Below are 24,253 nucleotides of genomic sequence, written 5' to 3' on the forward strand. Positions count from 1 at the left end.
GGAACGATGAAGAGCACATTTATCCGCCTTAGCACGGCAACCACCGTATTCGCCGCCCTGGCGCTGACTGCCTGCGGCGGCGGTGGCGGCAGCCCCGGCGCCAACCGCACCGGCGGTAGCGGTAACGGCAACACCACGCCGCCGGCGCTGGGCGGCACGACGGGCACCCTGGACGTGTCGCTGACCGATGCCCCGGCCTGCGGTTTCGATGCCGTCAACGTCACCGTCAGCAAGGTGCGGGTGCACAAGAGCGCCGGCGCCGCCGATGCCGACAGCGGCTGGTCCGAGGTGGTGCTGGCTCCGCCGCGCAAGATCAATCTGCTCAATCTGACCAACGGCAAGCTCGATCCGCTCGGCTCGACCGCCGTACCGGCCGGGCGCTACAGCCAGGTGCGCCTGGTGCTCGACCCGAACACCGGCGCCGGCTTGGCCAACACCGTCACGCCGACCGCCACCAAGGTCGAAACGACCCTGGAAACGCCCGCCGCCATCCACTCCGGCGTGAGGATCGCCAGCGATTTCGAGGTCGTGGCCGGCCAGGCCTATGGCCTGGTGCTCGATTTCGACGCCTGCCGCTCGGTCGTCACCAAGGCCGCCGGCGGCTACCTGCTGTCGCCGGTCGTTACCGTCGTGCCGGCCAAGGCCAATGGCATCACCGGCTTCGTCAGCCCGGTCTTCGCGCGCGATGGCGTGGTGGTCAGCGCGCAGCAAAATGGCAATGTGATCGGCAGCACCGTCGCCGATCCGGCCACCGGCGCGTTTGCGCTGAGCCGCCTGAACCCGGGCGCCTACGATGTCGTCCTGGTCGGCACGGGCCACGCGGCGGCCGTGATCGGCGCCGTTCCTGTGACCAGCACGACCGGTACCACGGCGGTCAGCACGGCGGCCGCGCCGATCAGCATGCCGGCCAGCCTGACGCGCACCATCAGCGGCACGGTCACCCTGCTGCCGGCGAAAGCGACCGTCACGCCGTTCGTCAAAGTGCTGCAGACGGTTTCCGCGGGCAAGACCGTGGTGATCCAGGCGCGCGATACCGGCACCGGCGGGACCTACTCGATCAATGGGCTGCCGGTCGCCGCGCCGCAGTATGCCAATTACGGCGCATCCCTGCCGCTGACCTTCGGTCCGGTAACCCCGGTCCAGGGCCTGGGCGGGTACCGCGTGGACGCGCTCGCCACCGGTTATACCAGCAAGACGGTGGCAGTGGTCGACGTGGCGGCTGGCGACAAGGCCGACGTCAACCTGCAGCTGGTGCCGTAAGGCGCCTGCCATCCCGTCCTGCGGCGCGCCATGGAGGCGCCGCGGGCGTGGTGGCGCCTCCGGTGCCAGCCTGCCTGGTTTGGTCCTGATGGGGCCGAACCGGGCGGCTGGCGGCCCGGAGCGGTACAATGCCCGGCTTGCGATCAGCGCAAGTGTCGTTCAAGAGGCTTCAAAATCGATTCAACCCTCATTTCCATCCTGCTGGCAACGACCATCGGGGGTGTGCTCAGCATTTCCGCCGCTGCCGTGTTTTCGTTCGCCCTGCTCTCGAAAATGGTCGAGCGCATGGTCAGCCTGTCAGTCGGGATCATGCTGTCGACCTCGCTCCTGCACGCCTTGCCGGAAGCGTTCGAGTCCGGCGCCGATGTGCGCAGCCTGTTCGCCACCTTGCTGGCCGGATTGCTTGCATTTTTCATGCTGGAAAAGTTCGCCATCCTGCGCCATTCGCACCATCACGAAGGCGATGGCCACCACCATGCCCACGGGCACGACAAGCGCGAAGCCGGCAAGGCCGGCTGGATGATCCTGCTGGGCGACGGCATGCACAATTTTACCGATGGCATCCTGATCGCCGCAGCCTTCCTGGCCAATCCGGAACTGGGCATCGTCACCGGGCTGGCCATCATCGCCCATGAAATCCCGCAGGAAATCGGCGACTTCATCGTCTTGCTCAACGCCGGCTTTTCGCGCACGCGCGCCTATCTGTTCAATCTGCTGTGCAGCCTGATGGCCGTGGCTGGCGGTTTGCTCGGCTATTTCACCCTGGACCGCGCCAGCGGACTGATTCCGTACGTGCTGGTATTTGCCTCCTCGGGCTTCTTGTACATTGCCGTCAGCGATTTAATGCCGCAGATGCAACGCCGCGCCACCGTGCGCGAATCCGTTCCGCAAGTGTTGCTGATCGGCGTAGGCGTGCTGATCGTGCTGTTTCTCACGCGCGGAACTTAAGCATCGCGGCGGCAATTTTTGCAGCCCGCAATAGATATTATTCCGGTCCGGATATTTCATTTCCCTCTGTTATGCACCAGGCGCTGGAATGCGCATGGCGTTTAGTCCCCGTCAAACCCGCGCTATTGTTTAGCTCGCCAGCCTCTTTATACTACAAGCCTGAAGCAGGGAAGCGGTGAAGCGAGACCACCTTTTGCCTCGCAACCAGTCTGGAGGACATATGGCTGAAGTCGTGCTATTCCAACATGCTAATTTTCACGGTGCGCATAAACATCTGTTTCGGTCTGAATCGAACCTGAATGCGCCTGATGATAATGCGTTCAATGATCAGGTATCGTCGTTTGTCGTCTTGTCGGGCCGATGGCAGTTTTTCCGCGATAGCAATTTCCAGGGACCATCGTCCCAGGTGTTCGGGCCGGGACTGTATAACTGGGTCGAAGCGGTGAATATTCCGAACGATTCCATTTCGTCGGTACGGCTGACCTGAGCCGCGGCCGGTAAGGGCGGCATGCGCGCCGGCGTGACATAGGGCGCGCCAGCCGCCTGCAACTCAGTAAGGAGGATATATGGCTGAAGTCGTGCTATACCAACATATCGATTTTCGTGGCCGGGAAAAGCATCTGTACGGCTCGGAACGGAATCTGAACGCTCCCGACGATAATTTTTTCAACGATAAAGTATCGTCGTTTGTCGTGGTATCCGGCCGCTGGAAATTTTTCCGCGATAGCGAGTTTCGCGGGCCGGGATCGCGGGTTTTTGGACCCGGACGTTATCGCTGGGTCGAAGCGGTGGATATTCCGAACGATTCCATTTCGTCGGTGCGCCTGATAGCGGCCTGATTTGGCCGTGATCCATGACAAGCGCATGCCTGATCGTTTTCACGCGCTTGTCATCAAGCTGTCACATATCTATGCGAGGCTATGCTCATCACAAAAACAAAAAAGGAGAATATGACCATGCTCAGCAACGTAGTGAATCACATCAACACCTATCGCGCCGCCCGCATCAAGCATCAATCGCCGTACCGGGCCGAAATGGCCGATCTCCCCGCGACGCTGTATCCCTTCTGGAAACGCAGTGCGCAACACGAATTCAAAGGCATCCCCCAGGATGCCTTTTTTTTCGCCCGCGCCGCCGAAGGCTTGATGGCGTTTTTCGACTGCGTGCGCGACAGCGGCATGCCGTGCGGCTTGCCGTCGATGGCGGCCGATTCGGTGTGGCACGCCTGGATGCGCCTCTCGCCCACCGGCCTGAACGCCTTTTGCCGCAAGCACTTCGGGCGCGTCATCCCGCACGTGGAAGCGCTCGACATGGCCGGCGGCATGGAAGGCGCGCTGGCCGCGTGCCTGGTGCGCGCGCGCCGGATCGAGCGCATGCCTGTGGCCGGGCCCAACCTGCCGCGCCTGTTCGCACTGGACCGCATGCTGGCCATGCCCGGCGGTTGCGGCTACCTGCTGTTCAACGGCCAGGTGGCGTCGCTGGCGCTCGACGCGCGCGGGCGCGCCATCGGCGTGCCGGCCTATGTCGACAGTCTGTGTCCGGAGCGATTGCTGGGGGCTGGCCTGATCAGTGACGACGAATACCGCCGCCACGCGCGCAAGGCTGGGCCGGCCGGCACCAGCGACCGCCATTCACCCTGCGGCACCGGTGCCTGGGAGGGCCCGAGCGAGGCCGGGGGCGATGCGGGCTGCGGCGGCGGCTGTGGCGGCGATTGATCGGCGCAGCGCCGGCGATGGATGCTTCTGGTCAGCCCGCGCCGCGCAGGCGTTTTATGTTCCGGTGGCTACCGGGCGTGCCGGATCGGCGCACCACTCGCTCCACGAACCCGGGTACAGCGCGGCGCCGGGTAGCCCGGCCACTTCCAGGGCCAGCAGGTTGTGGCAGGCGGTCACGCCCGAGCCGCACTGCATGATGGCACCGGACGGATTGCCCACCAGGGGCGCCAGTTCCGCCTTGAGCTGGGCGGCATCCTTGAAGCGTCCGTCCGGTCCCAGGTTATCCTTGAAGAAGTGGTTCTTCGCGCCCGGTATATGGCCGCCGACCGGATCGATGGTTTCGTTCTCGCCGCGGAAGCGGTCAGCCGCGCGCGCGTCGAGCACCACGCGCTTGCCGCCCTCGATATTATCGAGTACATCGGCCGCCGAGACGGTCGTCACCAGCGGCGCGCGTTCCGTGATGCCGCCGCTGCGCGATGGCGGCGCGGCCGTCGACAGCGCCAGTCCCGCCGCCTGCCAGGCCGCCAGGCCGCCATCGAGCACCGCTACCGCCGGATGGCCGACCCAGCGCAGCATCCACCACAGGCGCGCCGCGAACATGCCGCCGTGCGCGTCGTAAGCGACCACCTGGCTGTCGTCGTCGATGCCCCAGCTGCGCAGGGTGGCGATCAGGTCGGCGCGCTCCGGCAGCGGATGACGTCCGCGGAAAACGCCGTCGGCGCCGCGCTTGGCGCCCGACAGTTCCGTTTCAATATCGGCGAACAGGGCGTGCGGCAGGTGGCCTGCGGCGTAGGCGTCGCGTCCGGCGGACGGGTTCATCAAGTCATGGCGGCAGTCGACGATGACCCAGGCCGGGTTGTCGATATGGCCGGCCAGGTCGGCTGCGGAGATCAGTGTCGTGTACATGGGCGTCCTTAAAGTTCGCTTGCGATGGGATCGGTCTTGCTGACGGCGGCGCCGCGCGGCGTGCTTTGCGTATTGTAAAACGTCGCGGCGATGCCCGACACAAGAATCACCGTCATTCCCAGCCAAACGTACCAGGTAAATTTGTCTCCCCACAGCAGCATGCCCCACAGGCTGGAAAAGACGATGCCGGTGTACTGCAGGTTGGCCACCACCAGCACCTTGCCGATGCGGTAGGCGCGCGTCATGGCGATCTGCGCGAACAGGGCGGACACGCCGATGGCCAGCAGCAGCGCGGCGCCATGCAGGTTATGCGCGGTGAATAAGGGCACGCCGGCGCCGCGCCCTTCGAGCAGGGTGCCGGCCAGGCCGGCCGTGGCGGTCATCGCGGAAAAATAGAACACCACGCGGAACTCCGGTTCGCCCAGCTGGCCCAGGCGCCGCACCTGCATGTACGCCATCGCCGACAGCACGCTCGAAAGCAGGCCGACCACGCCGCCGAGCCATTGGTTGGCCGCGATGGCCGGCTGCAGCACCAGCGTGACGCCGACAAAGCTCATGATCACGGCCACCACCAGCGGCCATTCGGCATGGTCCTTGGCGTGCCACCAGCCGGCGCAGAACAGGAAGGCGGCGATCCAGATCGGCGCCATGTAATTGAGGGTGACGGCGGTGGCCAGCGGCAGTTTGCCGATCGCGAAAAACCACATCCACAGCGACACCACGCCCACGACACTGCGCCACAGATGGTCTTTCACGAACGCGGTGCGCAGGGTCAGGCCCTGGTGCCTGACCATGACGAGCAGCATGACGGTGCCGATCAGGCCCCGGTACATGACGATTTCGGACGTCGAATACACGCTTGATGCCAGTTTCACGGCCGCGCCCATGGCGGCAAAAGCGAAGCTGGCAAATAACATCCACAGTGCTGCTGCCATGGTTTCCTTATTGGTCGACGCCGGCCGATGCGGCCGCGGCGGCGCGTTTTTCAGTAACGGTGTTGTAGAACGTGGCGGCGATGCTGGAAGCGAGGATCAGTCCCATGCCGAGCCAGACATGCCAGTCGAAGACATCGTGCCAGATCAGGATGCCCCACACGCTGGAGAACACGATGCCGGTGTACTGCAGGTTGGCCACCACCAGCACCTTGCCGGTGCGCCAGGCGCGCGTGAGCGCCATCTGGGCGAACACGCCGGAGGCGCCGATGAACAGCAGCAGGGCGGCGCCGCGCGGCGAATGCGCATGCCAGGCGGCGCCGTCGGGCGAGCCGCCCGGCAGCAGGCTGCCGGCCAGGCCGGCCGCGATGTTGACCGCCAAAAAGTAGAACACCACCCGGTATTCGGGTTCGCCGGCGCGGCTCAGGCGCCGCACCATGGTGTAGGCGACGGCGGCCAGCACGCCGGACAACAGCGCCATCAGCGCGCCGAACCACTGCTGCGCCTCGAACGCCGGACGCAGGGCCAGTATCACGCCGCCGAAACTGACGCCGATGGCCGCCAGCAGGGGCAGGGCGATGCGCTGCCCGCCCTGCCACCAGGCGAAGGCGATCACCGCGACCGCGGTCCAGATGGGCGACATGTAATTGAGGGTGACGGCGGTGGCCAGCGGCAGCTTGGTGGCCGCGTAAAACCACATCCACAGCGACACCACGCCGATCGAACCGCGCCACAGGTGCCCGCCCAGGTGTCCGGTGCGCAGCCTGCCGCCCTGGTGGCGGATGAAAAAGTACAGGAGGATGATGCCGACCAGGCCGCGGTAGAACACGATTTCGGCCACCGAATACTCGCTCGAGGCCAGCTTCACGGCCGCGCCCATGAGCGAGAACAGGAAGCTCGCTACCAGGATCCAGAGCGCGGCCATCGCTCGGCGCCTACAGCGCCAGGTTGCTGCGGTACCACTCGTGGAAGTGCTGCATGCCGTCTTCCATTGGCGACTGGTACGGCCCCACCTCGTTGACGCCGCGCGCCAGCAGGATGCGGCGGCCGGCGTCCATGCGCTGGGCGATTTCATCGTCCTCGATGCAGGTCTCGAAGTAGGCGGCGCGTTCGGCCTCGATGAAGTCGCGCTCGAACAGCACGATCTCTTCGGGGTAGTAGAACTCGACCACGTTGCGCGTCTTTTGCGGACCGTCCGGCCACAGGGTCGAGACGATCAGCACGTGCGGATACCATTCGACCATGATGTTCGGGTACAGCGTGAACCAGATCGCGCCTTTTTCGGGCGGCACGCCGCCGCGGAACTTGAGCACCTGTTCCTGCCAGCGCTGGTAGATGGGCGAACCGGCCTTGCCCAGGCCGCGGTTCACGCCGACCGTCTGCACGCTGTAATCGCGCCCGAATTCCCAGCGCAGGTCGTCGCAGCTGACAAAGCCGCCCAGGCCCGCGTGGAACGGCTCGACGTGGTAATCCTCCAGGTAGACTTCGATGAAGGTCTTCCAGTTGTAATCACAGGTCTGCACCTCGACGTGGTCGAACATATAGCCCGAAAAATCGAAATCCTTCGTCACCGACAGGCCGGCCAGTTTTTCCATGACGTTGTAGCCGTTCTGCTCGAACAGCAAGCCGTTCCACTCCTGCAGCGGCGTCTTGGACAGGTTCAGGCACGGTGTTTCCGGAAAGTGCGGCGCACCGATCAGCTCACCCTTGAGGTCGTAGGTCCAGCGGTGCAGCGGACAGACGATATTGTTCGCATTGCCGCGTCCGTTGAACATCAGCGCCTGGCGGTGGCGGCACACATTGGACAGGACTTCGATCCCGTTTGCGTTGCGCACCAGCATGCGGCCCTCATTCTCGGCAGCGAGCGTGGCAAAGTCTCCCGTTTCGGGCACCATCAGCGTATGGCCGACATAGCGCGGGCCATGCTGGAACAATTGCTGCATTTCGCGCTTCAAGAGCGCTTCATCAAAGTAAGCATCTACCGGAAGCTGCGCGCATGAGCGCGCCAGCTTGGCGTGGGTAGCCAGATCGGACATCCCAACCCCCCTTTTATATGTGCATCAGCCAAAGAAGAGAAAGAATCCAAAGACCAGTATTTTTAAGTGCGGAATACGGCATTTCGGACAGAACCGGCGATTATAGCGCGGAACGGGCCCTACCGTCTTGGTCCGGCGCGGGAATGTGGTGTGGGCGAATGCAAATGTTGAAGGAAAAACATGGTTTTCATCGATCCAGCCCCAATGCGATAAAATGCCAAATCGCCACCCGTCAGGATGGATTGTTCTAGAATAAGCGATTAGACTGGCCGCCGCGCATAAAGTTGCGGGCGGCGGTCTCACATAAAGTAACTATGGCAAAGAAATTAATAGCGGAAAGCGCAGCTGCGCCCGAATCGTTCGAACAGGCGATGGCCGAACTGGCCCAGCTGGTGACCCAGATGGAAGCCGGCCAGTTGCCGCTGGAGGCGTCGGTCGCGGCGTACGCGCGCGGCTCCGAGCTGGTGCGCTATTGCGCGGCGCAGCTCGAAAAAGTCGAGTCCCAGGTCAAGGTCCTCGAAGGCGACATGCTCAAGCCCTTTGCGGCCGACGGCGCCGGCGAGGGCATGCAATGAGCGGCGGAGCTTTCGGCGACTGGATGAAAACCGTGCAGGCCGGCGTCGAAGAGGCGCTGGGCGCCTTGCTGCCGCCGGCGGGCGCGGTGCCGCACAAACTGCACGAAGCGATGCGCTACACGGTGCTCGGCGGCGGCAAGCGGGTACGCCCGCTGCTGGTGTTCGCCGCCGGCGCGCTGTATGGCGCCGATACGCGCGCCCTGGAGCGCGCCGCCGCCGCGGTCGAAATGATCCACGCCTACTCGCTGGTGCACGACGACATGCCCTGCATGGACGACGACGACCTGCGCCGCGGCAAACCGACCGTGCACGTGGCCTACGACGAAGCGACCGCGCTGCTGGTGGGCGATGCGCTGCAGTCGCAGGCCTTCCTGGTGCTCTCCGAAGGCATGGACATTCCGGCGGCGCGCCAGGTGGCGATGCTGCGTTTGCTCGCGCACGCGGCCGGGTCGGCCGGCATGTGCGGCGGCCAGGCGATCGATCTTGACAGCGTCGGCATCAGCCTCACGCTCGAACAGCTCGAACAGATGCACCAGCTCAAAACCGGCGCCTTGCTGCGCGCTTCGGTGGTACTGGGCGCGCTGGCCGGCGGCGATGTGAGCGACGAGCAGATGACGGCGCTCGACGCCTACGCAAAAGCGATCGGGCTGGCCTTCCAGGTGGTCGACGACGTGCTCGATGCGACCGCCGATTCTGCCACCCTCGGCAAGACCGCGGGCAAGGATGCGGCGGCCAACAAGCCGACCTATGTATCGATTTTGGGCCTGGAGCCATCCAGGGTCTTGGCAGAAAAATTGCGGAACGATGCGCATGACGCGCTCGCGCCGTTTGGTGAAAAAGCAGATCGGCTGCGCCAGTTGGCGGACCTGATCGTGCAGCGGAAAGCGTAAATGAACTTGCTAGAGACAATCAACGAACCGGCCGAACTGCGCAAGCTGGCACGCGCCCAACTCACGCCCCTGGCGCACGAGTTGCGCCATTTCCTGCTCGATTCCGTGTCCAAGACCGGCGGCCACCTGTCGTCCAACCTGGGCACGGTGGAGCTGACGATTGCGCTGCACTACGTGTTCAACACGCCGTACGACCGCATCGTGTGGGACGTGGGCCACCAGACGTACTCGCACAAGATCCTCACCGGCCGGCGCGACCAGATGCACAGCCTGCGCCAGCTGAACGGCATTTCGGGCTTCCCGCGGCGCGACGAAAGCGAATACGACACCTTCGGCACGGCGCACTCGTCGACCTCGATTTCGGCCGCGCTGGGCATGGCGCAGGCGGCCAAGATCAAAGGCGAATCGCGTCACGCGATCGCCGTCATCGGCGACGGCTCCATGACCGCCGGGATGGCCTTCGAGGCGCTCAACAACGCCGGCGTACAGGAAGACATCAACCTGCTGGTGGTATTGAACGATAACGACATGTCGATTTCGCCGCCGGTCGGCGCGCTCAATCGCTACCTGGCGCGCCTGATGTCGGGACAGTTCTACGCGGCCGCCAAGAACGTCGGCAAGTCTGTGCTGCCCGGCCCCGTGCTGGAACTGGCCAAGCGCTTCGAAGAACACGCCAAGGGCATGGTGGTCCCGGCCACGATGTTCGAGGAATTCGGCTTCAACTACATCGGCCCGATCGATGGCCATGACCTGGACTCGCTCATTCCCACGCTGGAAAACATCAAGAAGCTCAAGGGTCCGCAATTTTTGCATGTGGTGACCAAAAAAGGGCAGGGCTACAAGCTGGCCGAAGCCGATCCGGTGCTGTATCACGGGCCGGGCAAGTTCAATCCGACCGAAGGCATTCTGCCCGCGAAAGCCGGCAAGACCACCTACACGGAAGTCTTCGGCAACTGGCTGTGCGACATGGCCGCCGCCGACAAACGCCTGGTCGGCATCACGCCGGCCATGCGCGAAGGCTCGGGCATGGTGCGCTTCGAAGAGCAGTTCCCGGACCGCTATTTCGACGTCGGCATCGCCGAGCAGCACTCGGTGACCTTCGCCGGCGGCCTGGCGACCGAAGGCCTCAAACCCGTGGTGGCGATCTACTCCACCTTTTTGCAGCGCGCCTACGACCAGCTGATTCACGACGTGGCGCTGCAAAACCTGGACGTGCTGTTCGCGCTCGACCGCGCGGGCCTGGTCGGTGCCGACGGCGCCACCCACGCCGGCAACTATGACATCCCGTACCTGCGCTGCATTCCGAACATGGTCGTCATGGCCGCCTCGGACGAAAACGAATGCCGCCAGATGCTCAGCACCGGCTACCAGTACAACGGTCCGGCGGCGGTGCGCTATCCGCGCGGCGCCGGCATTGGCGCGGTCATCGAAAAAGAACTGACGACGCTCCCGATCGGCAAGGGCGAGATCAAACGCGAAGGCAAGAGCGTGGCGATCCTGGCCTTCGGCTCGATGGTGGCGCGCAGCGTCGTGGCGGGCGAGGAACTCGACGCGACGGTGGCTAATATGCGCTTCATCAAGCCGCTCGACGTGGAACTGGTCAAGCGGCTGGCGCAGGAGCACGACTACCTGGTGACGGTGGAAGAGGGCGCGGTCATGGGCGGCGCCGGTTCGGCCGTGGCCGAGGCGCTGGCGGCGGAGGGCATCCAGAAGCCGCTGCTCATTCTCGGCCTGCCCGACAAATTCATCGACCATGGCGACCCGGCAGCCCTGCTGGCCAGCGTGGGACTCGACGCCAAGGGCATCGCCGCGTCGATACGCCAGCGTTTCGGCGCCGCCGAACCGCGCCTGGTGGTCAACAATACCTGACACGCGGTCGTTACGGAACGCTGCGCGATGCGCTGCCAACGAAAAGCGCCAACCTTCGGGTTGGCGTTTTTGTTTGCGCGCAAATGCCGTGGGCCTTTTGATCAACCAGGAAGCCAGGCGATGCAAGATTGATGCATTCGTCCGCGCGACGCGACCGTTATCTGAAGAGCGCGTCGATCCGCGCGCGCAGCACCGGCACCAGATCCTGCTCGAACCACGGATTGCGCTGCAGCCAGGGCGTGTTGCGAGGCGATGGATGCGGCAGGGGGAAATACGCCGGTGCGACATCGCGCCATGCCTGGACTGTGCCGGTCAATGACGGCTGGCGGCGCGGGCCCAGAAAGTGGCGCTGGGCGTGCGCGCCGATCAGCAAGGTCAATTCTATATCCGGTAATTTGGCCAGCAGATGGTACAGCCAAAGATCGGCGCATTCGCTGCGCGGCGGCAGGTCTCCACCGTTGCCCCGGCCAGGGTAGCAGTACCCCATCGGGATGATGGCAAAGCGTGTGGGATCGTAGAACGCCTTTGCATCCACACCCATCCATTCGCGCAGCCTGGTGCCACTGGCGTCATCCCACGGGATGCCCGAGGCGTGCACGCGCGCGCCGGGCGCCTGCCCGACGATCAGCACGCGCGCGCCTTCGCCGACCTGCACGATGGGGCGCGGACCTTTGGGCAGATGGGCTTCGCAGGCACGGCACGCGCGCACGTCGGACAGCAGGCTGTCCAGATTCGGATAGTGCTTGAGGACTGCGATGTCAGTCATCCGCGTTTGCGGCGGGCGGCGCCGGATAGGTGATGCGCTTACCGTCGACATGGGCGAACGGCGTCAAGGCGTGCGGCCTGCGTCCTGTGGGCCCGATGATATGTTCAACGCCGATGTGGCGCACCAGCAGCGCGTCGCCGATCATCGAGCGATGGCAGCGCCACGGAACGGCTTCCGCGCACATCAGCGCACAGCGCTGCTTCTGAGCGAGGCCGCTCAACACTTCCAAGCCTTCGGCGAATTCGGCTGACTGCATGTGGTCGGCGTAGCCGCGGAACGAGGCATTGCGCCAGCCGGTATTGGGCGAGTCCTTCGCTGCGCGGCGTAGTCCGCCCAGCGCCTGCATGTAGCGATAATTGATGCCGGCGGCAGCCAGTGAATGCGGCAACGTATGCTGGCCGAACTGGGGATTGTGGCGCGAGCGCGGAACGGTGCGCACATCGACCACGCAGCCAATTTCATTGATGGCCAGCAGATCGAGAAACGCAACCAGCGGCCGGTTGGAATGACCGATCGTGCAAACGAGTGCCCCGGTTGGCGTGGCGGGAGGAACTTTGCTTGGCTTTTCCACGAGGTGGCAAAACAGTTACGGGCTGTCGAAGCTGTGTAAGTTACTAGATTTGATGATAACACTGCCTTTGCGGCGCACGATTGACGGGACGACAGGCCTTCAAAGATCGTCGATATCGATGATGGAAGGCAGCGCTTCGAGCTCCAGATAATCGACTTGCGCGATCGACTGGCGCCAATCGTCCAGATGCAGCGCCAGTAAGGGCCGCATCGCGTCCTTGAACGCGCACCGGTTTTCCTCGGTGATGAATGGCGCTGCCAGCCTGGCGTCGAGCAGAAACGATTCCGACCATTTTGTCTGGGGTGTCCTGTCTCCCAGATCGGCGGGAAAGGCGCTTCCCGCGTCCCATATCTTCCGGGCCAGGCCGAGCCACAACAATATCTGCGCGCGCCAGTGCGGATCGTCAATCGCGAAGATCGAGTCCACCCAGCCCTCGATGTCGCGAGGATCGAGATACTTCAGGCAGAAGAACAGCGATACCGACAGGTCGCTGCAGACATCCCACCAACCCCACGTCTCATCAGGGCTGTTGGGCGGGCCATTAAAGAAATGGTCGAGGATCAGCCGGCCGTTCTTCCAGCGCGACGGTCCCATGATGACCTGTCCCAGCGTCTGCAACACGTCGTCATAGGTCCAATCGTCGATGCGGACCGGGTAATGGATAAAGAATGCCGTCGCCAGCATCTCGATAACGGACCGCTGCGCTGGCGCTTGCTTTATCCCGATCAGTCTTGGAAGCAGGTAAGCGAACCACGCATCCCATTCGTCCATATGGCCGAAGCTGGACGTCCCGCTGGCGATGTCCCACAGCGTCTCATTGATCTGATTGTCGGAGAGATGTTCGACGGCTGTGGTACCGAGATAGCCGTACATCTTGCGCTCATCATTCATGAACCATGCTTCGCCCATGACGGCCGATGGCTTGGGCGCCGCCTGGGCCATGCGTGCCAGCGTTTGCGGGTCAGGTCCCGTTCCTGGCTGCCATCTGAAGCCCGGGCTGCGCGCCGGCGCGCGCTTGGAACGCTTGTCCACTTACTTGCGCACGCGCGCCAGTTCAGCCTTGAGCCAGTCCGCGCTGTTGACCACCGCCGTGCCGGGACAGCGCATCTGGTACGCCTCGCCGCTCATGCTGCTGCCGGTCGCGCCGCGCTCAATGAAGCTTTCGGTGCTCGTCAACAGCTTCTTCTTGTCGAGATAGTCGTACTTCTTTTGCAGGTGCGCACGCGCCGCCCTGGCATCGTGCCAGCTGCCGTTACGGTTGAACTGGCACTGCGACTTTTCAACCGCGTCGAGCAGGCGAGTGATCTCGGTACGGGTGACGTCGGGCGTGGCGGCAAACGCACTGCCGGCGCTCCACAGTGCCGCGGCCAGCGCGGCAATCAGTGTCTCTTTCATGGAGATCATCCTCTCTTGCGCTCATGCTGCCACAGCACGTCACTGCCGCCCGCGAAGCGGTTCAACACGCGCGAGAGCACGAACATCAGGTCCGACAAGCGGTTGACGTACTGGCGCGGATGGTCGTTGATGGTCTCGGTTTTGCCGAGCGTGACGATGCTGCGCTCCGCGCGCCGGCACACCGTGCGGCATACGTGCGCAATCGACGCCGCGCGCGAGCCGGCCGGCAGGATGAAATCCTTCAGCGGCGGCAGGTCGGCATTGTATTTTTCGAGCAGGTCGTCGAGGCGCGCCACATGCTCGTCGGTGATCAGGGTGTAGCCGGGGATGCAGATCTCGCCGCCCAGGTCGAACAGGTCGTGCTGGATCGAGACCAGTTCCTCGCGCAGCTCGGTCGGCATGTCTTCGCACAGCAGCAGGCCGACGAAGGAATTGAGTTCGTCGACTTCGCCCAGGGTGTGCACGCGCACGCTGTCTTTTTCAGTGCGGCTGCCGTCACCCAAGCCGGTGGTGCCATTGTCGCCCGTGCGGGTGGCGATTTTAGAAAGTCGGTTGCCCATGATTGTTTTCCGGTAGCTGAATCATAATCAGGCAGGATACGACAAAAGCGGCGATAACGCATACAATCGATGCATGTCAGCTTCCCTTCCCATCGATCCCGAACGCAGGCGGCAAGTCGCCCAGGCGCTGCTGGCGGTGCTGCCGGAACGCTGCGTGCTGTCCGACCCCGAAGACACCCGCCCTTACGAGTGCGACGGCCTGGCCGCCTACCGCCAGTTGCCGATGATCGTCACCTTGCCCGACGACGAAGAGCAGGTGCTTGCCATCCTCAACGTTTGCCGGGAACTGAACGTGCCGATCGTGCCGCGCGGCGCCGGCACCGGCCTCTCGGGCGGGGCGCTGCCGATCGCCGACGGCGTGGTGCTGTCGACTGCGCGCATGAACCGCATCGTGCGCATGGAGCCTTATGCGCGCCTGGCGGTGGTGCAGCCGGGCGTGCGCAACCTGGCCATTTCCGACGCGGCCGCGCCGCACGGCCTGTATTACGCGCCCGATCCATCCTCGCAGATCGCCTGCACCATCGCCGGCAACGTGGCGGAAAATTCGGGCGGCGTGCACTGCCTCAAATACGGACTCACCGTGCATAACGTGCTGCGCGTGCGCGTGGCCACCATCGATGGCGACATCATCGAACTTGGCGGCGAGGCGCTCGATGCACCGGGCCTGGACCTGCTGGCCGTATTCATCGGCTCCGAGGGCATGCTGGGCATTGTCACCGAAGTGACGGTCAGGCTGATCCCGAAGCCGGCCACCGCGCGCGTGATCATGGCTTCGTTCGACAGCGTCGTCACCGGCGGCAATGCGGTGGCCAGCGTGATCGCCGCCGGCATCATCCCGGCCGGGCTGGAAATGATGGACCAGACGTCCGCGCGCATGGTCGAACCGTTCGTGCGCGCCGGTTACGACACCGATGCTGCGGCGATCCTGCTGTGCGAGGCGGACGGCACCCAGCTGGAAGTGGACGAGGAAATCGGACGCATGTCGGCGGTGCTCCAGGCGGCCGGCGCGAGTGCCATCGCCGTGTCGCAGAGCGAGGCCGAACGCCTGCGCTTCTGGTCGGGCCGCAAGAACGCCTTTCCGGCGGCGGGCCGCATCTCGCCCGATTACTACTGCATGGACGGCACCATCCCGCGCAAGAACCTGGCGCAGGTGCTGACCGGGATCGCGCAGATGGAAGTGACCTACGGCCTGCGCTGCGCCAATGTGTTTCACGCCGGCGACGGCAACCTGCATCCGCTGATCCTGTTCGACGCCAACGAGCCGGGCCAATTCGACCGCGCGGAAGCGTTTGGCGCGGCCATCCTGGCGCTGTGCGTCGAAGTGGGCGGCACCATCACCGGCGAGCATGGCGTGGGTATGGAGAAGATCAATTCGATGTGCGTGCAGTTCACGCGCGCGGAACTCGATGCCTTCTTCGCCGTCAAGCGCGCCTTCGATGCGCCGCACCTGCTCAATCCCGACAAGGCCATCCCCACGCTGAACCGCTGCGCCGAATTCGGCAAGATGCGCGTCAGCGGCGGCGTGCTGCCCTTTGCCGGCCTGCCGCGTTTCTGACATGGGAGACAATGTGCAGCGGATCGAACAATTCAGGGAACAGGTGCTGGCGGCGGCAAGCAGTGGCCGCGCCCTGCGCATTCGCGGCGGCGGCACCAAGGATTGGTACGGCCAGGCCAGCGATGGCGACATTCTCGACACGTGCGGTTTCAGCGGCATTGTCGACTACGAGCCGACGGAATTGGTCATTACCGCGCGCTGCGGCACGCCGCTGGCCGAGATCGAGGCGGCGCTGGCCGAACGTAACCAGATGCTGGCATTCGAGCCGCCGCACTTCGGCGCAGGCGCCACCATCGGCGGCGTGGTCGCCAGCGGCCTGTCCGGCCCGCGCCGGGCCAGCAGCGGTGCGCTGCGCGACTTCGTGCTCGGCGCCGTCCTCATGGACGGCAAGGGCGAGGTGCTCACCTTCGGCGGCCAGGTCATGAAGAACGTGGCCGGCTACGACGTATCGCGCCTGCTGGCCGGTTCCATGGGCACGCTGGGGCTGATGCTGCAGCATTCTATCAAGGTGCTGCCGCGCGCGCTGCGCGAGACCACCTTGCGCTTCGAGACGGATGAAATCGACGCGCTGCGGCGCCTGAACGAGTGGGCGGGCCTGCCGCTGCCGATCTCGGCCAGTTGCTGGCATGGCGGCGTGCTTACCTTGCGCCTGTCGGGCGCGCAGGCCGCGGTCGTTGCTGCCGCGCGCACGCTGGGCGGGCAGGCGGTCGATGACGGCCCCGCCTTCTGGGCTGCGCTGCGCGAGCAGCAGCATGCGTTCTTCGATGGCGACGCCAGCCTGTGGCGCCTGTCGGTGCCGTCGGCCACGGGCGCCATCATCCTGCGCGGCGCGCAGCTGATCGAGTGGGGCGGCGCACAGCGCTGGCTCAGAATCGATGCCGATGCGGCGATGGCGCACAATATCCGGCGCGCGGTGGCGGCGGTGGGCGGCCATGCCACCCTGTTCCGGGGCGGCGACAAGCGCCTCGGCGTGTTCCAGCCGCTGGCGCCCGGCGTCGCCAGGATTCATCAACGCCTGAAGGCGGCCTTCGATCCGTCGCAGGTTTTCAATCCCGGACGGATGTACTGATGCAAACCAACCTCGCCGATTTCATCAAGGGCACGCCTGACGGCGACGAAGCCGAAGCGATCCTGCGCGCCTGCGTTCATTGCGGCTTCTGCACCGCCACCTGTCCCACTTACCAGCTGCTGGGCGATGAACTCGACGGCCCGCGCGGACGCATCTACCTGATCAAGCAGGTGCTCGAAGGTGCGCCGGTCACCGTCAAGACCCAGACCCACCTGGACCGCTGCCTGACTTGCCGCAACTGCGAGACGACTTGTCCGTCGGGCGTGCGCTATGGGCGCTTGGCCGACATCGGCCGCAGGGTGGTCGAGGAGCGCGTCCAGCGTCCGCTCGGTGAACGCATCAAGCGCGCGGTGCTCAAGGAAGCGCTGCCGCGCGCGTGGATTTTCAAGCCGGCGTTCAGGGCGGGGCAGCTGTTGCGGCCACTGCTTTCGCCGGCGCTGCAGGACAAGCTGCCCAAGACGCGCAGCGCAGGCCACTGGCCGGCGCGGGAACATGCGCGCAAGATGCTGGTGCTGCAAGGCTGCGTGCAAAGCACCATGGCGCCCGGTATCAACGCCGCCACGGCGCGGGTGCTCGACGCCTTTGGCGTGCAGCTGCTGGCCGCGCCCGAGGCGGGCTGCTGCGGCGCGCTGCGCTACCATCTGAACGACCAGGAAGGCGGCCTCGATGACATGCGCCGCAATGTCGACGCCTGGTGGCCGCTGGTCGAGGGCGGGCATGTCGAGGCGATCGTGATGACTGCGTCGGGCTGCGGCGTCACTGTCAAGGAATACGGGCACCTGCTGGCGCACGACAGCGCCTACGCCGCCAAGGCTGCGCGCATTGCGATGCTGACGCGCGACCTTAGTGAAATCATGCCGCAGTTCGAGGCCGAACTGGGAGCGAAGCTGAAAGGGAAAGTGGCGAAGCGGGTGGCGTTCCACCCGCCTTGCACCCTGCAGCACGGACAGCAGATCCGCGGCAAGGTGGAAGGGGTGTTGCGTGCTGCCGGCGTCGATGTGACGCTGTGCGCCGACAGCCATCTTTGCTGCGGTTCGGCCGGCACCTATTCGGTGCTGCAGCCTGCGCTGGCGACTGAACTACGGGACCGCAAGCTGGCCAGTCTGCAGGCTACGAACCCGGAAGTGATTGTGTCGGCCAATATCGGATGCCAGACACACCTTCAATCGGGCACGGAGACGCCCGTTGCGCACTGGATCGAGTTAATCGACCAGGCGCTGGTCTGAGATTACGCGGCCAGTTTCGCTTTTTCCGCCGCGGTCAGGCGCTTGCCGGTGACGACGATGGTGGTCATGTCGGCCTTGGCGTCGGCGTCGGCCTTGGCGGCAGCGGCCGGCGAAGTCGGTGCGGTGCGGGCGCGCGGTGCTTCAGCGGAGGCCATGGCGGTGACAAAGGTCAGTGCAACTGCGGCGATGACGACGGCTTCCATGTTCTTCACGATGTTCATATCGATCCTTTTTCAATGTGTTTGTTTGGTATGTACACATTATGCGGCATCGCAACATATAACTCCAATTTCAAATTAGAATGTTCGTCATTCACGTTTTGAATGATGTAAGCACATTATTTGATGAAGGTTATTTGCTTTGTGAATGCTGGTGCGAGCAATCGCCGTCGTTTTAGCCAATGGCACGATCGACGGGGATGAGGAAGCGGGAAGGTGCGACGGAGAGGGGACGGGAACGACGGGGACGAGAACAGGCGGACGGCGTAACCGTTAGCCCTTATCTGCGAGCAGCTTCTCGATATCGTCGACCAGCTCTTCCGGCTTGGTCATTGGTGCGTAGCGTTTGTACACGCTGCCGTCTTTCCTGATCAGGAACTTGGTGAAGTTCCATTTGATCCGCTCGGTCCCCAGCACACCGGGTGCCGCTTTCTTCAAGTGCTGGAACAGCGGATGCGCATTATCGCCATTGACATCGATCTTGGCAAACAGCGGAAACGTGACGCCATAGTTCTTCTCGCAGAACGCGCCGATCTCGCTTTCGCTGCCCGGTTCCTGTCCGCCGAACTGATTGCACGGAAAACCCAGCACCGCCACGCCCTTGTTCCTGAACTGCTGGTACACGACTTCAAGGCCCTTGTACTGCGGCGTGTAGCCGCAGGCGCTGGCCGTGTTCACGACCAGCACAACCTGGCCCTTGTACATGGCCAGGTCCACCGGCGTGCCCGAAATATCAGCCGCCTTGAAATCGAGTGCGCTCGTCACACGATACCCAGATGCTCGGTGCCGTGCGAGAGGTCGCGGTTCTTGGCTTCCTTGCCGTTCAACTTGATGTTCAGGCGCAGGTCATTGACCGAGTCGGCGTTGCGCAGCGCGTCTTCGTAGGTGATCTTGTCCAATTCGTGCAGGTCGAACAGCGCCTGGTCGAAGGTCTGCATGCCCAGTTCGCGCGACTTCTTCATGATCTCCTTGATCTCGTGCACATCGCCCTTGAAGATCAGGTCCGAAATGAGCGGGGAGTTGAGCATGATTTCGATCGCCACGCAGCGGCCCTTGGCTTCCTTCATCGGAATGAGGCGCTGCGACACCATGCCCTTCAAGTTCAGCGACAAGTCCATCAGCAGTTGCTGGCGGCGTTCTTCGGGGAAGAAGTTGATGATGCGGTCGAGCGCCTGGTTGGCGCTGTTGGCGTGCAGGGTGGCCATGCACAGGTGACCGGTTTCGGCGAAGGCAATCGCGTGTTCCATCGTTTCGCGGTCGCGGATCTCGCCGATCTGGATCACGTCCGGCGCCTGGCGCAGCGAGTTTTTCAGCGCGACTTCAAACGACTCGGTATCGACGCCCACTTCGCGCTGCGTGATCACGCAGTTCTTGTGCGGGTGAACGTATTCGACCGGGTCTTCGATCGTGATGATATGCCCGTAGCTGTTTTCGTTGCGGTGCCCGACCATCGCCGCCAGCGTCGTCGATTTACCCGAACCGGTCGCGCCGACCATGATCACCAGGCCACGCTTGGTCATCACGATGTCTTTCAGGATTTCCGGCAGGCCCAGGTCGTCCAGGCGCGGAATGGCGGTGGTGATGGTACGCAGGACCATGCCGACAGAACTCATCTGGATAAAGGCCGATACCCGGAACCGTCCCAGGTCGCCCGGGCTGATTGCAAAGTTCGATTCCTTGGTCAGCTCGAAGCCGGCGGTCTGCTTGTCGTTCATGATCGCACGCGCCAGGTCGGCGGTGTGCGATGGCGTGAGCGCCTGGCTCGACACCGGGGTGATCTTGCCGTCGATCTTGATCGCCGGTGGAAAACCGGCCGTGATGAACAGGTCGGAGCCGCCCTTGCTGGTCATCAGACGCAGAAGGTCGAACATGAATTTTGAGGCCTGGTCGCGTTCCATTAAATATCCTAAAAATTAGCCGGGGAAGTTTTCCGGCGTTTTGGCGGCCGAACGCGCAGCAGCGCCGGAAATGACGTTGCGGCGAACCAGATCGGTCAGGTTCTGGTCCAGCGTCTGCATGCCGACCGAGCTGCCGGTCTGGATCGCGGAGTACATCTGCGCGATCTTCGCTTCGCGAATCAGGTTGCGGATCGCCGGGGTGCCGATCATGATTTCGTGCGCGGCGATACGGCCGGAGCCGTCCTTGGTCTTGAGCAGCGTCTGCGAAACGACGGCCTGCAGCGATTCGGACAACATCGCGCGGACCATCTCTTTTTCTTCGGACGGGAACACGTCGACGATACGGTCGATGGTTTTCGCGGCCGAGGAGGTGTGCAGCGTGCCGAAGACAAGGTGGCCCGTTTCCGCGGCCGACAGGGCCAGGCGGATGGTTTCCAGGTCGCGCAGCTCACCCACCAGGATGCAGTCCGGGTCTTCGCGCAGCGCCGAGCGCAAGGCGTTGTTGAACGAGAGCGTGTGCGGACCGACTTCGCGCTGGTTGATCAGGCACTTTTTCGAGTCGTGCACGAATTCGATCGGGTCTTCAATGGTCAGGATGTGGCCATACTCGTTTTCGTTGAGGTGGTTGACCATCGCCGCCAGGGTCGTCGACTTGCCCGAACCGGTCGGGCCGGTGACCAGCACCAGGCCGCGCGGACGCATCGCCAGTTCGGCGAAAATGCGCGGGGCATTCAAGTCTTCCAGGCTCAGGATTTTTGAAGGAATGGTCCGCAGTACCGCCGACGCGCCGCGCTCCTGATTGAAGGCGTTGACGCGGAAGCGCGCCAGGCCCGGAATCGCAAACGAGAAATCGCACTCGAGCATTTCTTCGTACTGCTTGCGCTGGCCGTCATTCATGATGTCATAGATCATGCCGTGCACATCCTTGTGCTCCAGCGGCGGCAGATTGATACGGCGAACGTCGCCGTGCACGCGGATCATCGGCGGCAAGCCGGATGAAAGGTGCAAATCGGATGCCTTGTTCTTGACGGAGAATGCGAGTAATTCGGAGATGTCCATTTATAATCCCTGTGCCGTGAATGGGCGCGTGCCGATGGTGTGCGCATTTCGCAACGACCGACCTGCATTGAATTGCCCGCCGAAAATGATTATGTCCACAATCGTCCAGAACTTGCAAGCTGTCGATGCGAGTATTGTTGCTGCGGCCGACGCCGCAGGCCGCTCCCGGAACGACGTGCAATTGCTCGCCGTTTCCAAGACTTTTCCTGCCGAGGCTGTACTTGAAGCCGCTGCCGCCGGGCAGTATGCGTTCGGAGAGAATTACTTGCAAGAAGCATTGGATAAAATAGCCGCGGTTTCGCACGCACTGCCCGCTGCGCCGATGGAATGGCACTTCATCGGCCCTATACAGAGCAACAAGACGCGCCCGATCGCGGCCAGCTTCGCGTGGGTGCATACCGTTGAACGGCTCAAGATAGCGCAGCGCTTATCTGAACAACGCCCGCCTGAAATGGTGCCGCTGAATGTTTGTCTGCAAGTTAACATCAGTGGTGAGGCTAGCAAGAGTGGTGTCACGCCGGAAGCATTGCCCGAATTGGCACGCGCAGTGGCGCAACTGCCACACTTGCGCCTGCGCGGGCTGATGGCGATCCCGGAAGCGCAGGCCCAGGTCGACCGGCAGCGCGCCGGATTTCGCCAGTTGCGCGTGCTGTACGACCGGTTGCGCGCGGACGGGCTGGCGCTCGATACGCTGTCGATGGGCATGTCGGCCGACCTGGGCGCGGCGATTGCGGAAGGCGCGACCATCGTGCGGGTCGGCAGTGCGATTTTCGGATCACGGCAATACGAGTAAGACAATACTAATAAGGGTGGCTATGAAGATTGCGTTTATCGGTGGTGGAAACATGGCGTCGGCGCTGATCGCCGGCCTGGCGGGCAAGCTGGCCGCGGGGGCGGACATTCACGTGGTCGATCCGAATGCCGATGCGCTGGCGCGGCTCAAGGCGCAGCATGGCGTGAGCACCAGCGGCGCGATCGATGGCGCGCTGGCCGGGTGCGATGCGATCGTGCTGGCGGTCAAACCGCAGCAGATGCGCGAGGTGGCGGCGGCGCTGCTGCCGCAGTTGACCGGGGCGCCGCTGATTGTGTCGATTGCGGCGGGCATCCAAGCGGCGGATTTGTCGCGCTGGCTCGGTGGTTATGGCGCGATTGTGCGGACCATGCCGAATACGCCGGCGCTGATCGGGCTTGGCATCACCGGCATGGTGGCCACCGCGGGCGTGAGCCAAGCGCAGAAGGCGGCGGCGGACGCCATCATGAAGGCCGTCGGTCAGACCGTGTGGCTCGATGGCGAGGACATGATCGATCCGGTGACGGCGGTGTCGGGCAGCGGGCCGGCGTATGTGTTTTACTTCATCGAAGCGATGCAGCAGGCAGCCGAGGAGATGGGCTTGTCGGCGCAGCAGGGCAAGCAGCTGGCCTTGGCCACGTTCGCCGGGGCGGCGCAGCTGGCGGCGCAGTCCGACGAAGCGGTGTCGGTGCTCAGGGAGCGCGTGACGTCGAAGGGTGGCACGACCTATGCGGCCTTGAGCAGCATGGAGGGCAGTGGCGTGAAGGAGAAGGTGGTTGCCGCGATCAAGGCGGCCGCGGCGCGGGGCAGGGAGTTGGGCGATGAGTTGGGGGCGGACTGACGGGCCGTCGTTTCTCGCACTGCCAGAAACGACTTCCTGGCACTGCCAGAAACGACTTTCCACGCCTTGGCGCCGGAACGACGCACTAGTTATACCTAGAGCGAACTCATCAGACTGGTAAATTTACCTTGCCGATTGAATGCAATAGCCGATTTTGATACGCGCTTGCGGTAGATCCGCAGGTTCCGGCCATAAGCGGACGTTACGTCTCTTTAGATCAAGTACAGGCGCGTGAAAAGCATGACCACAAAATCATCTTACTCAGGGACGCGAATGAGCGCAGAGGCTTCATTGTTCGACACCGCATATGCGGCAGGAGTCACGAAACAATACTATGAGCTGTGCGGAAGATTTCCGCTGGAACCAAGTGCTTCCTACAAGAAGGTTCCGTTCAAGGCGGTCCTTACTGCAGCATCGGGGCAGATCGAGCTGTCTAAGTTGCCTGGGACTGGGACCGTATTCCAAAGTGAAGAAATGCCAGATGGCGTGTCCCTTAATTTCATTGTTCAGAGCGGCGGAACAGTTGAAACTGATTTTTGCATTTCTGTTGGTAACAAAGTCGTGAGAAGTACATTCGCAATCTTTTGTAACTCGTGCCTGAAACAGCAGAACTTGCCTCTGCCAAAGCCAGCATACCCACGTCCTGTCTGTAGCTCGGCAGAAGACTTGGTGGTCGCCTTTAAAAGCCTTAGGAAGCTCGTGCTTCTGATTTCAGAACAATCCCGGGAGTAGCCTGATTAATTCCCGGAATTGCATGGCGCCGCCGTATGCTGTCCGCCTCTGGAACGTTGGCTAAGGGTCTATTGCGTTGAAAAAGTCCACTCGAGCTCGCGATCTTAACCGCTTATCACTGTCTAACAGGTCTCAAAGAGGGAGGCTGAGATGATGGGGCGTCAGACAACGAAGCGAGAGCTATTTGTTGTGCTCAGTCTAGAGGAATATGTTCCCGAAGACCATCTGCTGAGAGCAGTGGACCGGTACCTCGACCTGAGCGAGTTTCGGCTGTCCCTGGCCGATTCGTATAGCCATACTGGTCGACCGTCGATTGATCCCGAACTCATGGCGCGCATGCTGATCATTGGGTACTGCTATGGAATCCGGTCCGAACGTAGATTGTGCGAGGAAGTAAGCATGAACCTGGCGTACCGTTGGTTTTGTCGGCTCGGCTTAAAAG

28 protein-coding genes are annotated in these 24,253 nt (G+C 63.2%); 15 read left to right on the plus strand and 13 right to left on the minus strand.

What is annotated here, in order from left to right:
• The first annotated feature begins 6 nt into the window (after window positions 1-6).
• From RBA40_RS18065 to RBA40_RS18085, 5 genes are all read left to right on the plus strand, one after another.
• The gene (locus RBA40_RS18065; RefSeq protein WP_306649158.1) at window positions 7-1,260 is read left to right on the plus strand and encodes a DUF4382 domain-containing protein; all 1,254 of its coding nucleotides are present in this window, start codon (window positions 7-9) and stop codon (window positions 1,258-1,260) included.
• 198 nt (window positions 1,261-1,458) lie between these two features.
• Window positions 1,459-2,208, plus strand: a complete 750-nt coding sequence (locus RBA40_RS18070; protein WP_208640252.1) for a ZIP family metal transporter — start codon at window positions 1,459-1,461, stop codon at window positions 2,206-2,208.
• 220 nt (window positions 2,209-2,428) lie between these two features.
• Window positions 2,429-2,695 (plus strand): beta/gamma crystallin-related protein, encoded by a 267-nt coding sequence (locus RBA40_RS18075; protein WP_306623618.1) that lies wholly within the window; start codon window positions 2,429-2,431, stop codon window positions 2,693-2,695.
• Window positions 2,696-2,774: 79 nt separating this feature from the next.
• Entirely contained in the window at window positions 2,775-3,047 is a 273-nt protein-coding gene (locus RBA40_RS18080; protein ID WP_306649160.1) for a beta/gamma crystallin-related protein, read from the plus strand.
• 117 nt (window positions 3,048-3,164) lie between these two features.
• On the plus strand, window positions 3,165-3,923 hold the full coding sequence (locus tag RBA40_RS18085) for a UCP032817 domain-containing protein (protein WP_306649161.1): 759 nt from the start codon (window positions 3,165-3,167) through the stop codon (window positions 3,921-3,923).
• Between the two features lie 54 nt (window positions 3,924-3,977).
• On the opposite strand, the gene RBA40_RS18090 is transcribed toward RBA40_RS18085, so the two are convergent.
• Genes RBA40_RS18090 through RBA40_RS18105 form a run of 4 tightly spaced genes read right to left on the minus strand, consistent with a single transcriptional unit; the run spans window position 3,978 to window position 7,797 of the window.
• On the minus strand, window positions 3,978-4,829 hold the full coding sequence (locus RBA40_RS18090; RefSeq protein ID WP_306649162.1) for a sulfurtransferase: 852 nt from the start codon (window positions 4,827-4,829) through the stop codon (window positions 3,978-3,980).
• 8 nt (window positions 4,830-4,837) lie between these two features.
• Window positions 4,838-5,764, minus strand: coding sequence for a DMT family transporter (locus tag RBA40_RS18095; RefSeq protein ID WP_306649163.1), 927 nt, complete (start codon window positions 5,762-5,764; stop codon window positions 4,838-4,840).
• A 7-nt stretch (window positions 5,765-5,771) separates the two neighbouring features.
• Window positions 5,772-6,686: a DMT family transporter gene (locus tag RBA40_RS18100; RefSeq protein WP_306649164.1), complete on the minus strand. Its 915-nt coding sequence runs from the start codon at window positions 6,684-6,686 to the stop codon at window positions 5,772-5,774.
• A 10-nt stretch (window positions 6,687-6,696) separates the two neighbouring features.
• Window positions 6,697-7,797 carry an aromatic ring-hydroxylating oxygenase subunit alpha gene (locus tag RBA40_RS18105; RefSeq protein ID WP_306649165.1) on the minus strand — a complete coding sequence of 367 codons (1,101 nt, stop codon included), beginning with the start codon at window positions 7,795-7,797 and terminating at the stop codon, window positions 6,697-6,699.
• A 314-nt stretch (window positions 7,798-8,111) separates the two neighbouring features.
• On the opposite strand from RBA40_RS18105, the gene RBA40_RS18110 reads away from it, so the two are divergent.
• Genes RBA40_RS18110 through dxs form a run of 3 tightly spaced genes read left to right on the plus strand, consistent with a single transcriptional unit; the run spans window position 8,112 to window position 11,131 of the window.
• Entirely contained in the window at window positions 8,112-8,372 is a 261-nt protein-coding gene (locus RBA40_RS18110) for an exodeoxyribonuclease VII small subunit (protein ID WP_054266369.1), read from the plus strand.
• Complete coding sequence (locus RBA40_RS18115) at window positions 8,369-9,262, plus strand: polyprenyl synthetase family protein (RefSeq protein WP_306649166.1); 894 nt, start codon at window positions 8,369-8,371, stop codon at window positions 9,260-9,262. The genes RBA40_RS18110 and RBA40_RS18115 overlap by 4 nt, the downstream gene beginning before the upstream one ends.
• Window positions 9,263-11,131 (plus strand): 1-deoxy-D-xylulose-5-phosphate synthase, encoded by a 1,869-nt coding sequence (gene dxs / locus RBA40_RS18120; RefSeq protein WP_306649168.1) that lies wholly within the window; start codon window positions 9,263-9,265, stop codon window positions 11,129-11,131. It abuts the gene before it with no gap.
• Between the two features lie 157 nt (window positions 11,132-11,288).
• Here dxs and RBA40_RS18125 read toward each other — a convergent pair whose 3' ends face one another.
• From RBA40_RS18125 to RBA40_RS18145, 5 genes are all read right to left on the minus strand, one after another.
• Window positions 11,289-11,897, minus strand: a complete 609-nt coding sequence (locus RBA40_RS18125) for a uracil-DNA glycosylase family protein (protein ID WP_306649169.1) — start codon at window positions 11,895-11,897, stop codon at window positions 11,289-11,291.
• Window positions 11,890-12,468, minus strand: coding sequence for a DUF488 domain-containing protein (locus tag RBA40_RS18130; protein ID WP_306649170.1), 579 nt, complete (start codon window positions 12,466-12,468; stop codon window positions 11,890-11,892). The genes RBA40_RS18125 and RBA40_RS18130 overlap by 8 nt, the downstream gene beginning before the upstream one ends.
• A 99-nt stretch (window positions 12,469-12,567) precedes the next feature.
• Window positions 12,568-13,500, minus strand: a complete 933-nt coding sequence (locus RBA40_RS18135) for a hypothetical protein (RefSeq protein ID WP_306649171.1) — start codon at window positions 13,498-13,500, stop codon at window positions 12,568-12,570.
• The gene (locus tag RBA40_RS18140; protein WP_306649172.1) at window positions 13,501-13,863 is read right to left on the minus strand and encodes a DUF5329 family protein; all 363 of its coding nucleotides are present in this window, start codon (window positions 13,861-13,863) and stop codon (window positions 13,501-13,503) included.
• Between the two features lie 5 nt (window positions 13,864-13,868).
• Window positions 13,869-14,423: a cob(I)yrinic acid a,c-diamide adenosyltransferase gene (locus RBA40_RS18145; RefSeq protein ID WP_306649173.1), complete on the minus strand. Its 555-nt coding sequence runs from the start codon at window positions 14,421-14,423 to the stop codon at window positions 13,869-13,871.
• Between the two features lie 73 nt (window positions 14,424-14,496).
• Between RBA40_RS18145 and RBA40_RS18150 the strand changes: the two genes are divergently transcribed.
• The 3 genes from RBA40_RS18150 to glcF are packed head-to-tail and all read left to right on the plus strand — an operon-like array spanning window position 14,497 to window position 18,273.
• Window positions 14,497-15,978: an FAD-linked oxidase C-terminal domain-containing protein gene (locus RBA40_RS18150; RefSeq protein WP_306649174.1), complete on the plus strand. Its 1,482-nt coding sequence runs from the start codon at window positions 14,497-14,499 to the stop codon at window positions 15,976-15,978.
• A gap of 1 nt (window position 15,979) precedes the next feature.
• Entirely contained in the window at window positions 15,980-17,047 is a 1,068-nt protein-coding gene (gene glcE / locus RBA40_RS18155) for a glycolate oxidase subunit GlcE (protein WP_374710512.1), read from the plus strand.
• Window positions 17,047-18,273 carry a glycolate oxidase subunit GlcF gene (gene glcF / locus RBA40_RS18160; protein WP_306649176.1) on the plus strand — a complete coding sequence of 409 codons (1,227 nt, stop codon included), beginning with the start codon at window positions 17,047-17,049 and terminating at the stop codon, window positions 18,271-18,273. Before glcE ends, glcF begins: the two co-directional genes overlap by 1 nt.
• 2 nt (window positions 18,274-18,275) lie before the next feature.
• Here the strand turns inward: glcF and RBA40_RS18165 are convergent, their stop codons facing one another.
• From RBA40_RS18165 to RBA40_RS18180, 4 genes are all read right to left on the minus strand, one after another.
• Window positions 18,276-18,494, minus strand: a complete 219-nt coding sequence (locus RBA40_RS18165) for a hypothetical protein (RefSeq protein ID WP_306649177.1) — start codon at window positions 18,492-18,494, stop codon at window positions 18,276-18,278.
• A gap of 270 nt (window positions 18,495-18,764) precedes the next feature.
• Window positions 18,765-19,256 (minus strand): glutathione peroxidase, encoded by a 492-nt coding sequence (locus RBA40_RS18170; RefSeq protein ID WP_306649178.1) that lies wholly within the window; start codon window positions 19,254-19,256, stop codon window positions 18,765-18,767.
• Complete coding sequence (locus tag RBA40_RS18175) at window positions 19,253-20,389, minus strand: PilT/PilU family type 4a pilus ATPase (protein WP_306649179.1); 1,137 nt, start codon at window positions 20,387-20,389, stop codon at window positions 19,253-19,255. Before RBA40_RS18175 ends, RBA40_RS18170 begins: the two co-directional genes overlap by 4 nt.
• Before the next feature lie 15 nt (window positions 20,390-20,404).
• Window positions 20,405-21,448, minus strand: coding sequence for a type IV pilus twitching motility protein PilT (locus RBA40_RS18180; protein WP_099874375.1), 1,044 nt, complete (start codon window positions 21,446-21,448; stop codon window positions 20,405-20,407).
• Window positions 21,449-21,539: 91 nt separating this feature from the next.
• Between RBA40_RS18180 and RBA40_RS18185 the strand changes: the two genes are divergently transcribed.
• From RBA40_RS18185 to RBA40_RS18200, 4 genes are all read left to right on the plus strand, one after another.
• Complete coding sequence (locus tag RBA40_RS18185; RefSeq protein WP_306649180.1) at window positions 21,540-22,241, plus strand: YggS family pyridoxal phosphate-dependent enzyme; 702 nt, start codon at window positions 21,540-21,542, stop codon at window positions 22,239-22,241.
• A 22-nt stretch (window positions 22,242-22,263) separates the two neighbouring features.
• Window positions 22,264-23,079: a pyrroline-5-carboxylate reductase gene (gene proC, locus RBA40_RS18190; RefSeq protein WP_306649181.1), complete on the plus strand. Its 816-nt coding sequence runs from the start codon at window positions 22,264-22,266 to the stop codon at window positions 23,077-23,079.
• A gap of 240 nt (window positions 23,080-23,319) precedes the next feature.
• Window positions 23,320-23,811 (plus strand): hypothetical protein, encoded by a 492-nt coding sequence (locus tag RBA40_RS18195; protein ID WP_306649182.1) that lies wholly within the window; start codon window positions 23,320-23,322, stop codon window positions 23,809-23,811.
• Between the two features lie 150 nt (window positions 23,812-23,961).
• Window positions 23,962-24,253 (plus strand): transposase (locus RBA40_RS18200; protein ID WP_306649183.1); only part of this gene is annotated, 292 nt, incomplete at its 3' end.

The organism is Massilia pseudoviolaceinigra (assembly GCF_030846505.1).
GTDB lineage: Bacteria > Pseudomonadota > Gammaproteobacteria > Burkholderiales > Burkholderiaceae_D > Telluria_A > Telluria_A violaceinigra.

Bases quoted from the DNA above. Each gene is read 5' to 3' on its own strand.
- RBA40_RS18100 (WP_306649164.1), bottom strand. From the start codon at position 6,686: ATGGCCGCGCTCTGGATCCTGGTAGCGAGCTTCCTGTTCTCGCTCATG.
- RBA40_RS18180 (WP_099874375.1), bottom strand. From the start codon at position 21,448: ATGGACATCTCCGAATTACTCGCATTCTCCGTCAAGAACAAGGCATCC.
- RBA40_RS18140 (WP_306649172.1), bottom strand. From the start codon at position 13,863: ATGAAAGAGACACTGATTGCCGCGCTGGCCGCGGCACTGTGGAGCGCC.
- glcE (WP_374710512.1), top strand. From the start codon at position 15,980: ATGGGAGACAATGTGCAGCGGATCGAACAATTCAGGGAACAGGTGCTG.
- RBA40_RS18115 (WP_306649166.1), top strand. From the start codon at position 8,369: ATGAGCGGCGGAGCTTTCGGCGACTGGATGAAAACCGTGCAGGCCGGC.
- RBA40_RS18145 (WP_306649173.1), bottom strand. From the start codon at position 14,423: ATGGGCAACCGACTTTCTAAAATCGCCACCCGCACGGGCGACAATGGC.
- RBA40_RS18075 (WP_306623618.1), top strand. From the start codon at position 2,429: ATGGCTGAAGTCGTGCTATTCCAACATGCTAATTTTCACGGTGCGCAT.
- RBA40_RS18175 (WP_306649179.1), bottom strand. From the start codon at position 20,389: ATGGAACGCGACCAGGCCTCAAAATTCATGTTCGACCTTCTGCGTCTG.
- RBA40_RS18165 (WP_306649177.1), bottom strand. From the start codon at position 18,494: ATGAACATCGTGAAGAACATGGAAGCCGTCGTCATCGCCGCAGTTGCA.
- RBA40_RS18185 (WP_306649180.1), top strand. From the start codon at position 21,540: ATGTCCACAATCGTCCAGAACTTGCAAGCTGTCGATGCGAGTATTGTT.
- glcF (WP_306649176.1), top strand. From the start codon at position 17,047: ATGCAAACCAACCTCGCCGATTTCATCAAGGGCACGCCTGACGGCGAC.
- RBA40_RS18065 (WP_306649158.1), top strand. From the start codon at position 7: ATGAAGAGCACATTTATCCGCCTTAGCACGGCAACCACCGTATTCGCC.
- RBA40_RS18085 (WP_306649161.1), top strand. From the start codon at position 3,165: ATGCTCAGCAACGTAGTGAATCACATCAACACCTATCGCGCCGCCCGC.
- RBA40_RS18150 (WP_306649174.1), top strand. From the start codon at position 14,497: ATGTCAGCTTCCCTTCCCATCGATCCCGAACGCAGGCGGCAAGTCGCC.
- RBA40_RS18125 (WP_306649169.1), bottom strand. From the start codon at position 11,897: ATGACTGACATCGCAGTCCTCAAGCACTATCCGAATCTGGACAGCCTG.
- RBA40_RS18095 (WP_306649163.1), bottom strand. From the start codon at position 5,764: ATGGCAGCAGCACTGTGGATGTTATTTGCCAGCTTCGCTTTTGCCGCC.
- proC (WP_306649181.1), top strand. From the start codon at position 22,264: ATGAAGATTGCGTTTATCGGTGGTGGAAACATGGCGTCGGCGCTGATC.
- RBA40_RS18195 (WP_306649182.1), top strand. From the start codon at position 23,320: ATGACCACAAAATCATCTTACTCAGGGACGCGAATGAGCGCAGAGGCT.
- RBA40_RS18080 (WP_306649160.1), top strand. From the start codon at position 2,775: ATGGCTGAAGTCGTGCTATACCAACATATCGATTTTCGTGGCCGGGAA.
- RBA40_RS18090 (WP_306649162.1), bottom strand. From the start codon at position 4,829: ATGTACACGACACTGATCTCCGCAGCCGACCTGGCCGGCCATATCGAC.
- dxs (WP_306649168.1), top strand. From the start codon at position 9,263: ATGAACTTGCTAGAGACAATCAACGAACCGGCCGAACTGCGCAAGCTG.
- RBA40_RS18110 (WP_054266369.1), top strand. From the start codon at position 8,112: ATGGCAAAGAAATTAATAGCGGAAAGCGCAGCTGCGCCCGAATCGTTC.
- RBA40_RS18105 (WP_306649165.1), bottom strand. From the start codon at position 7,797: ATGTCCGATCTGGCTACCCACGCCAAGCTGGCGCGCTCATGCGCGCAG.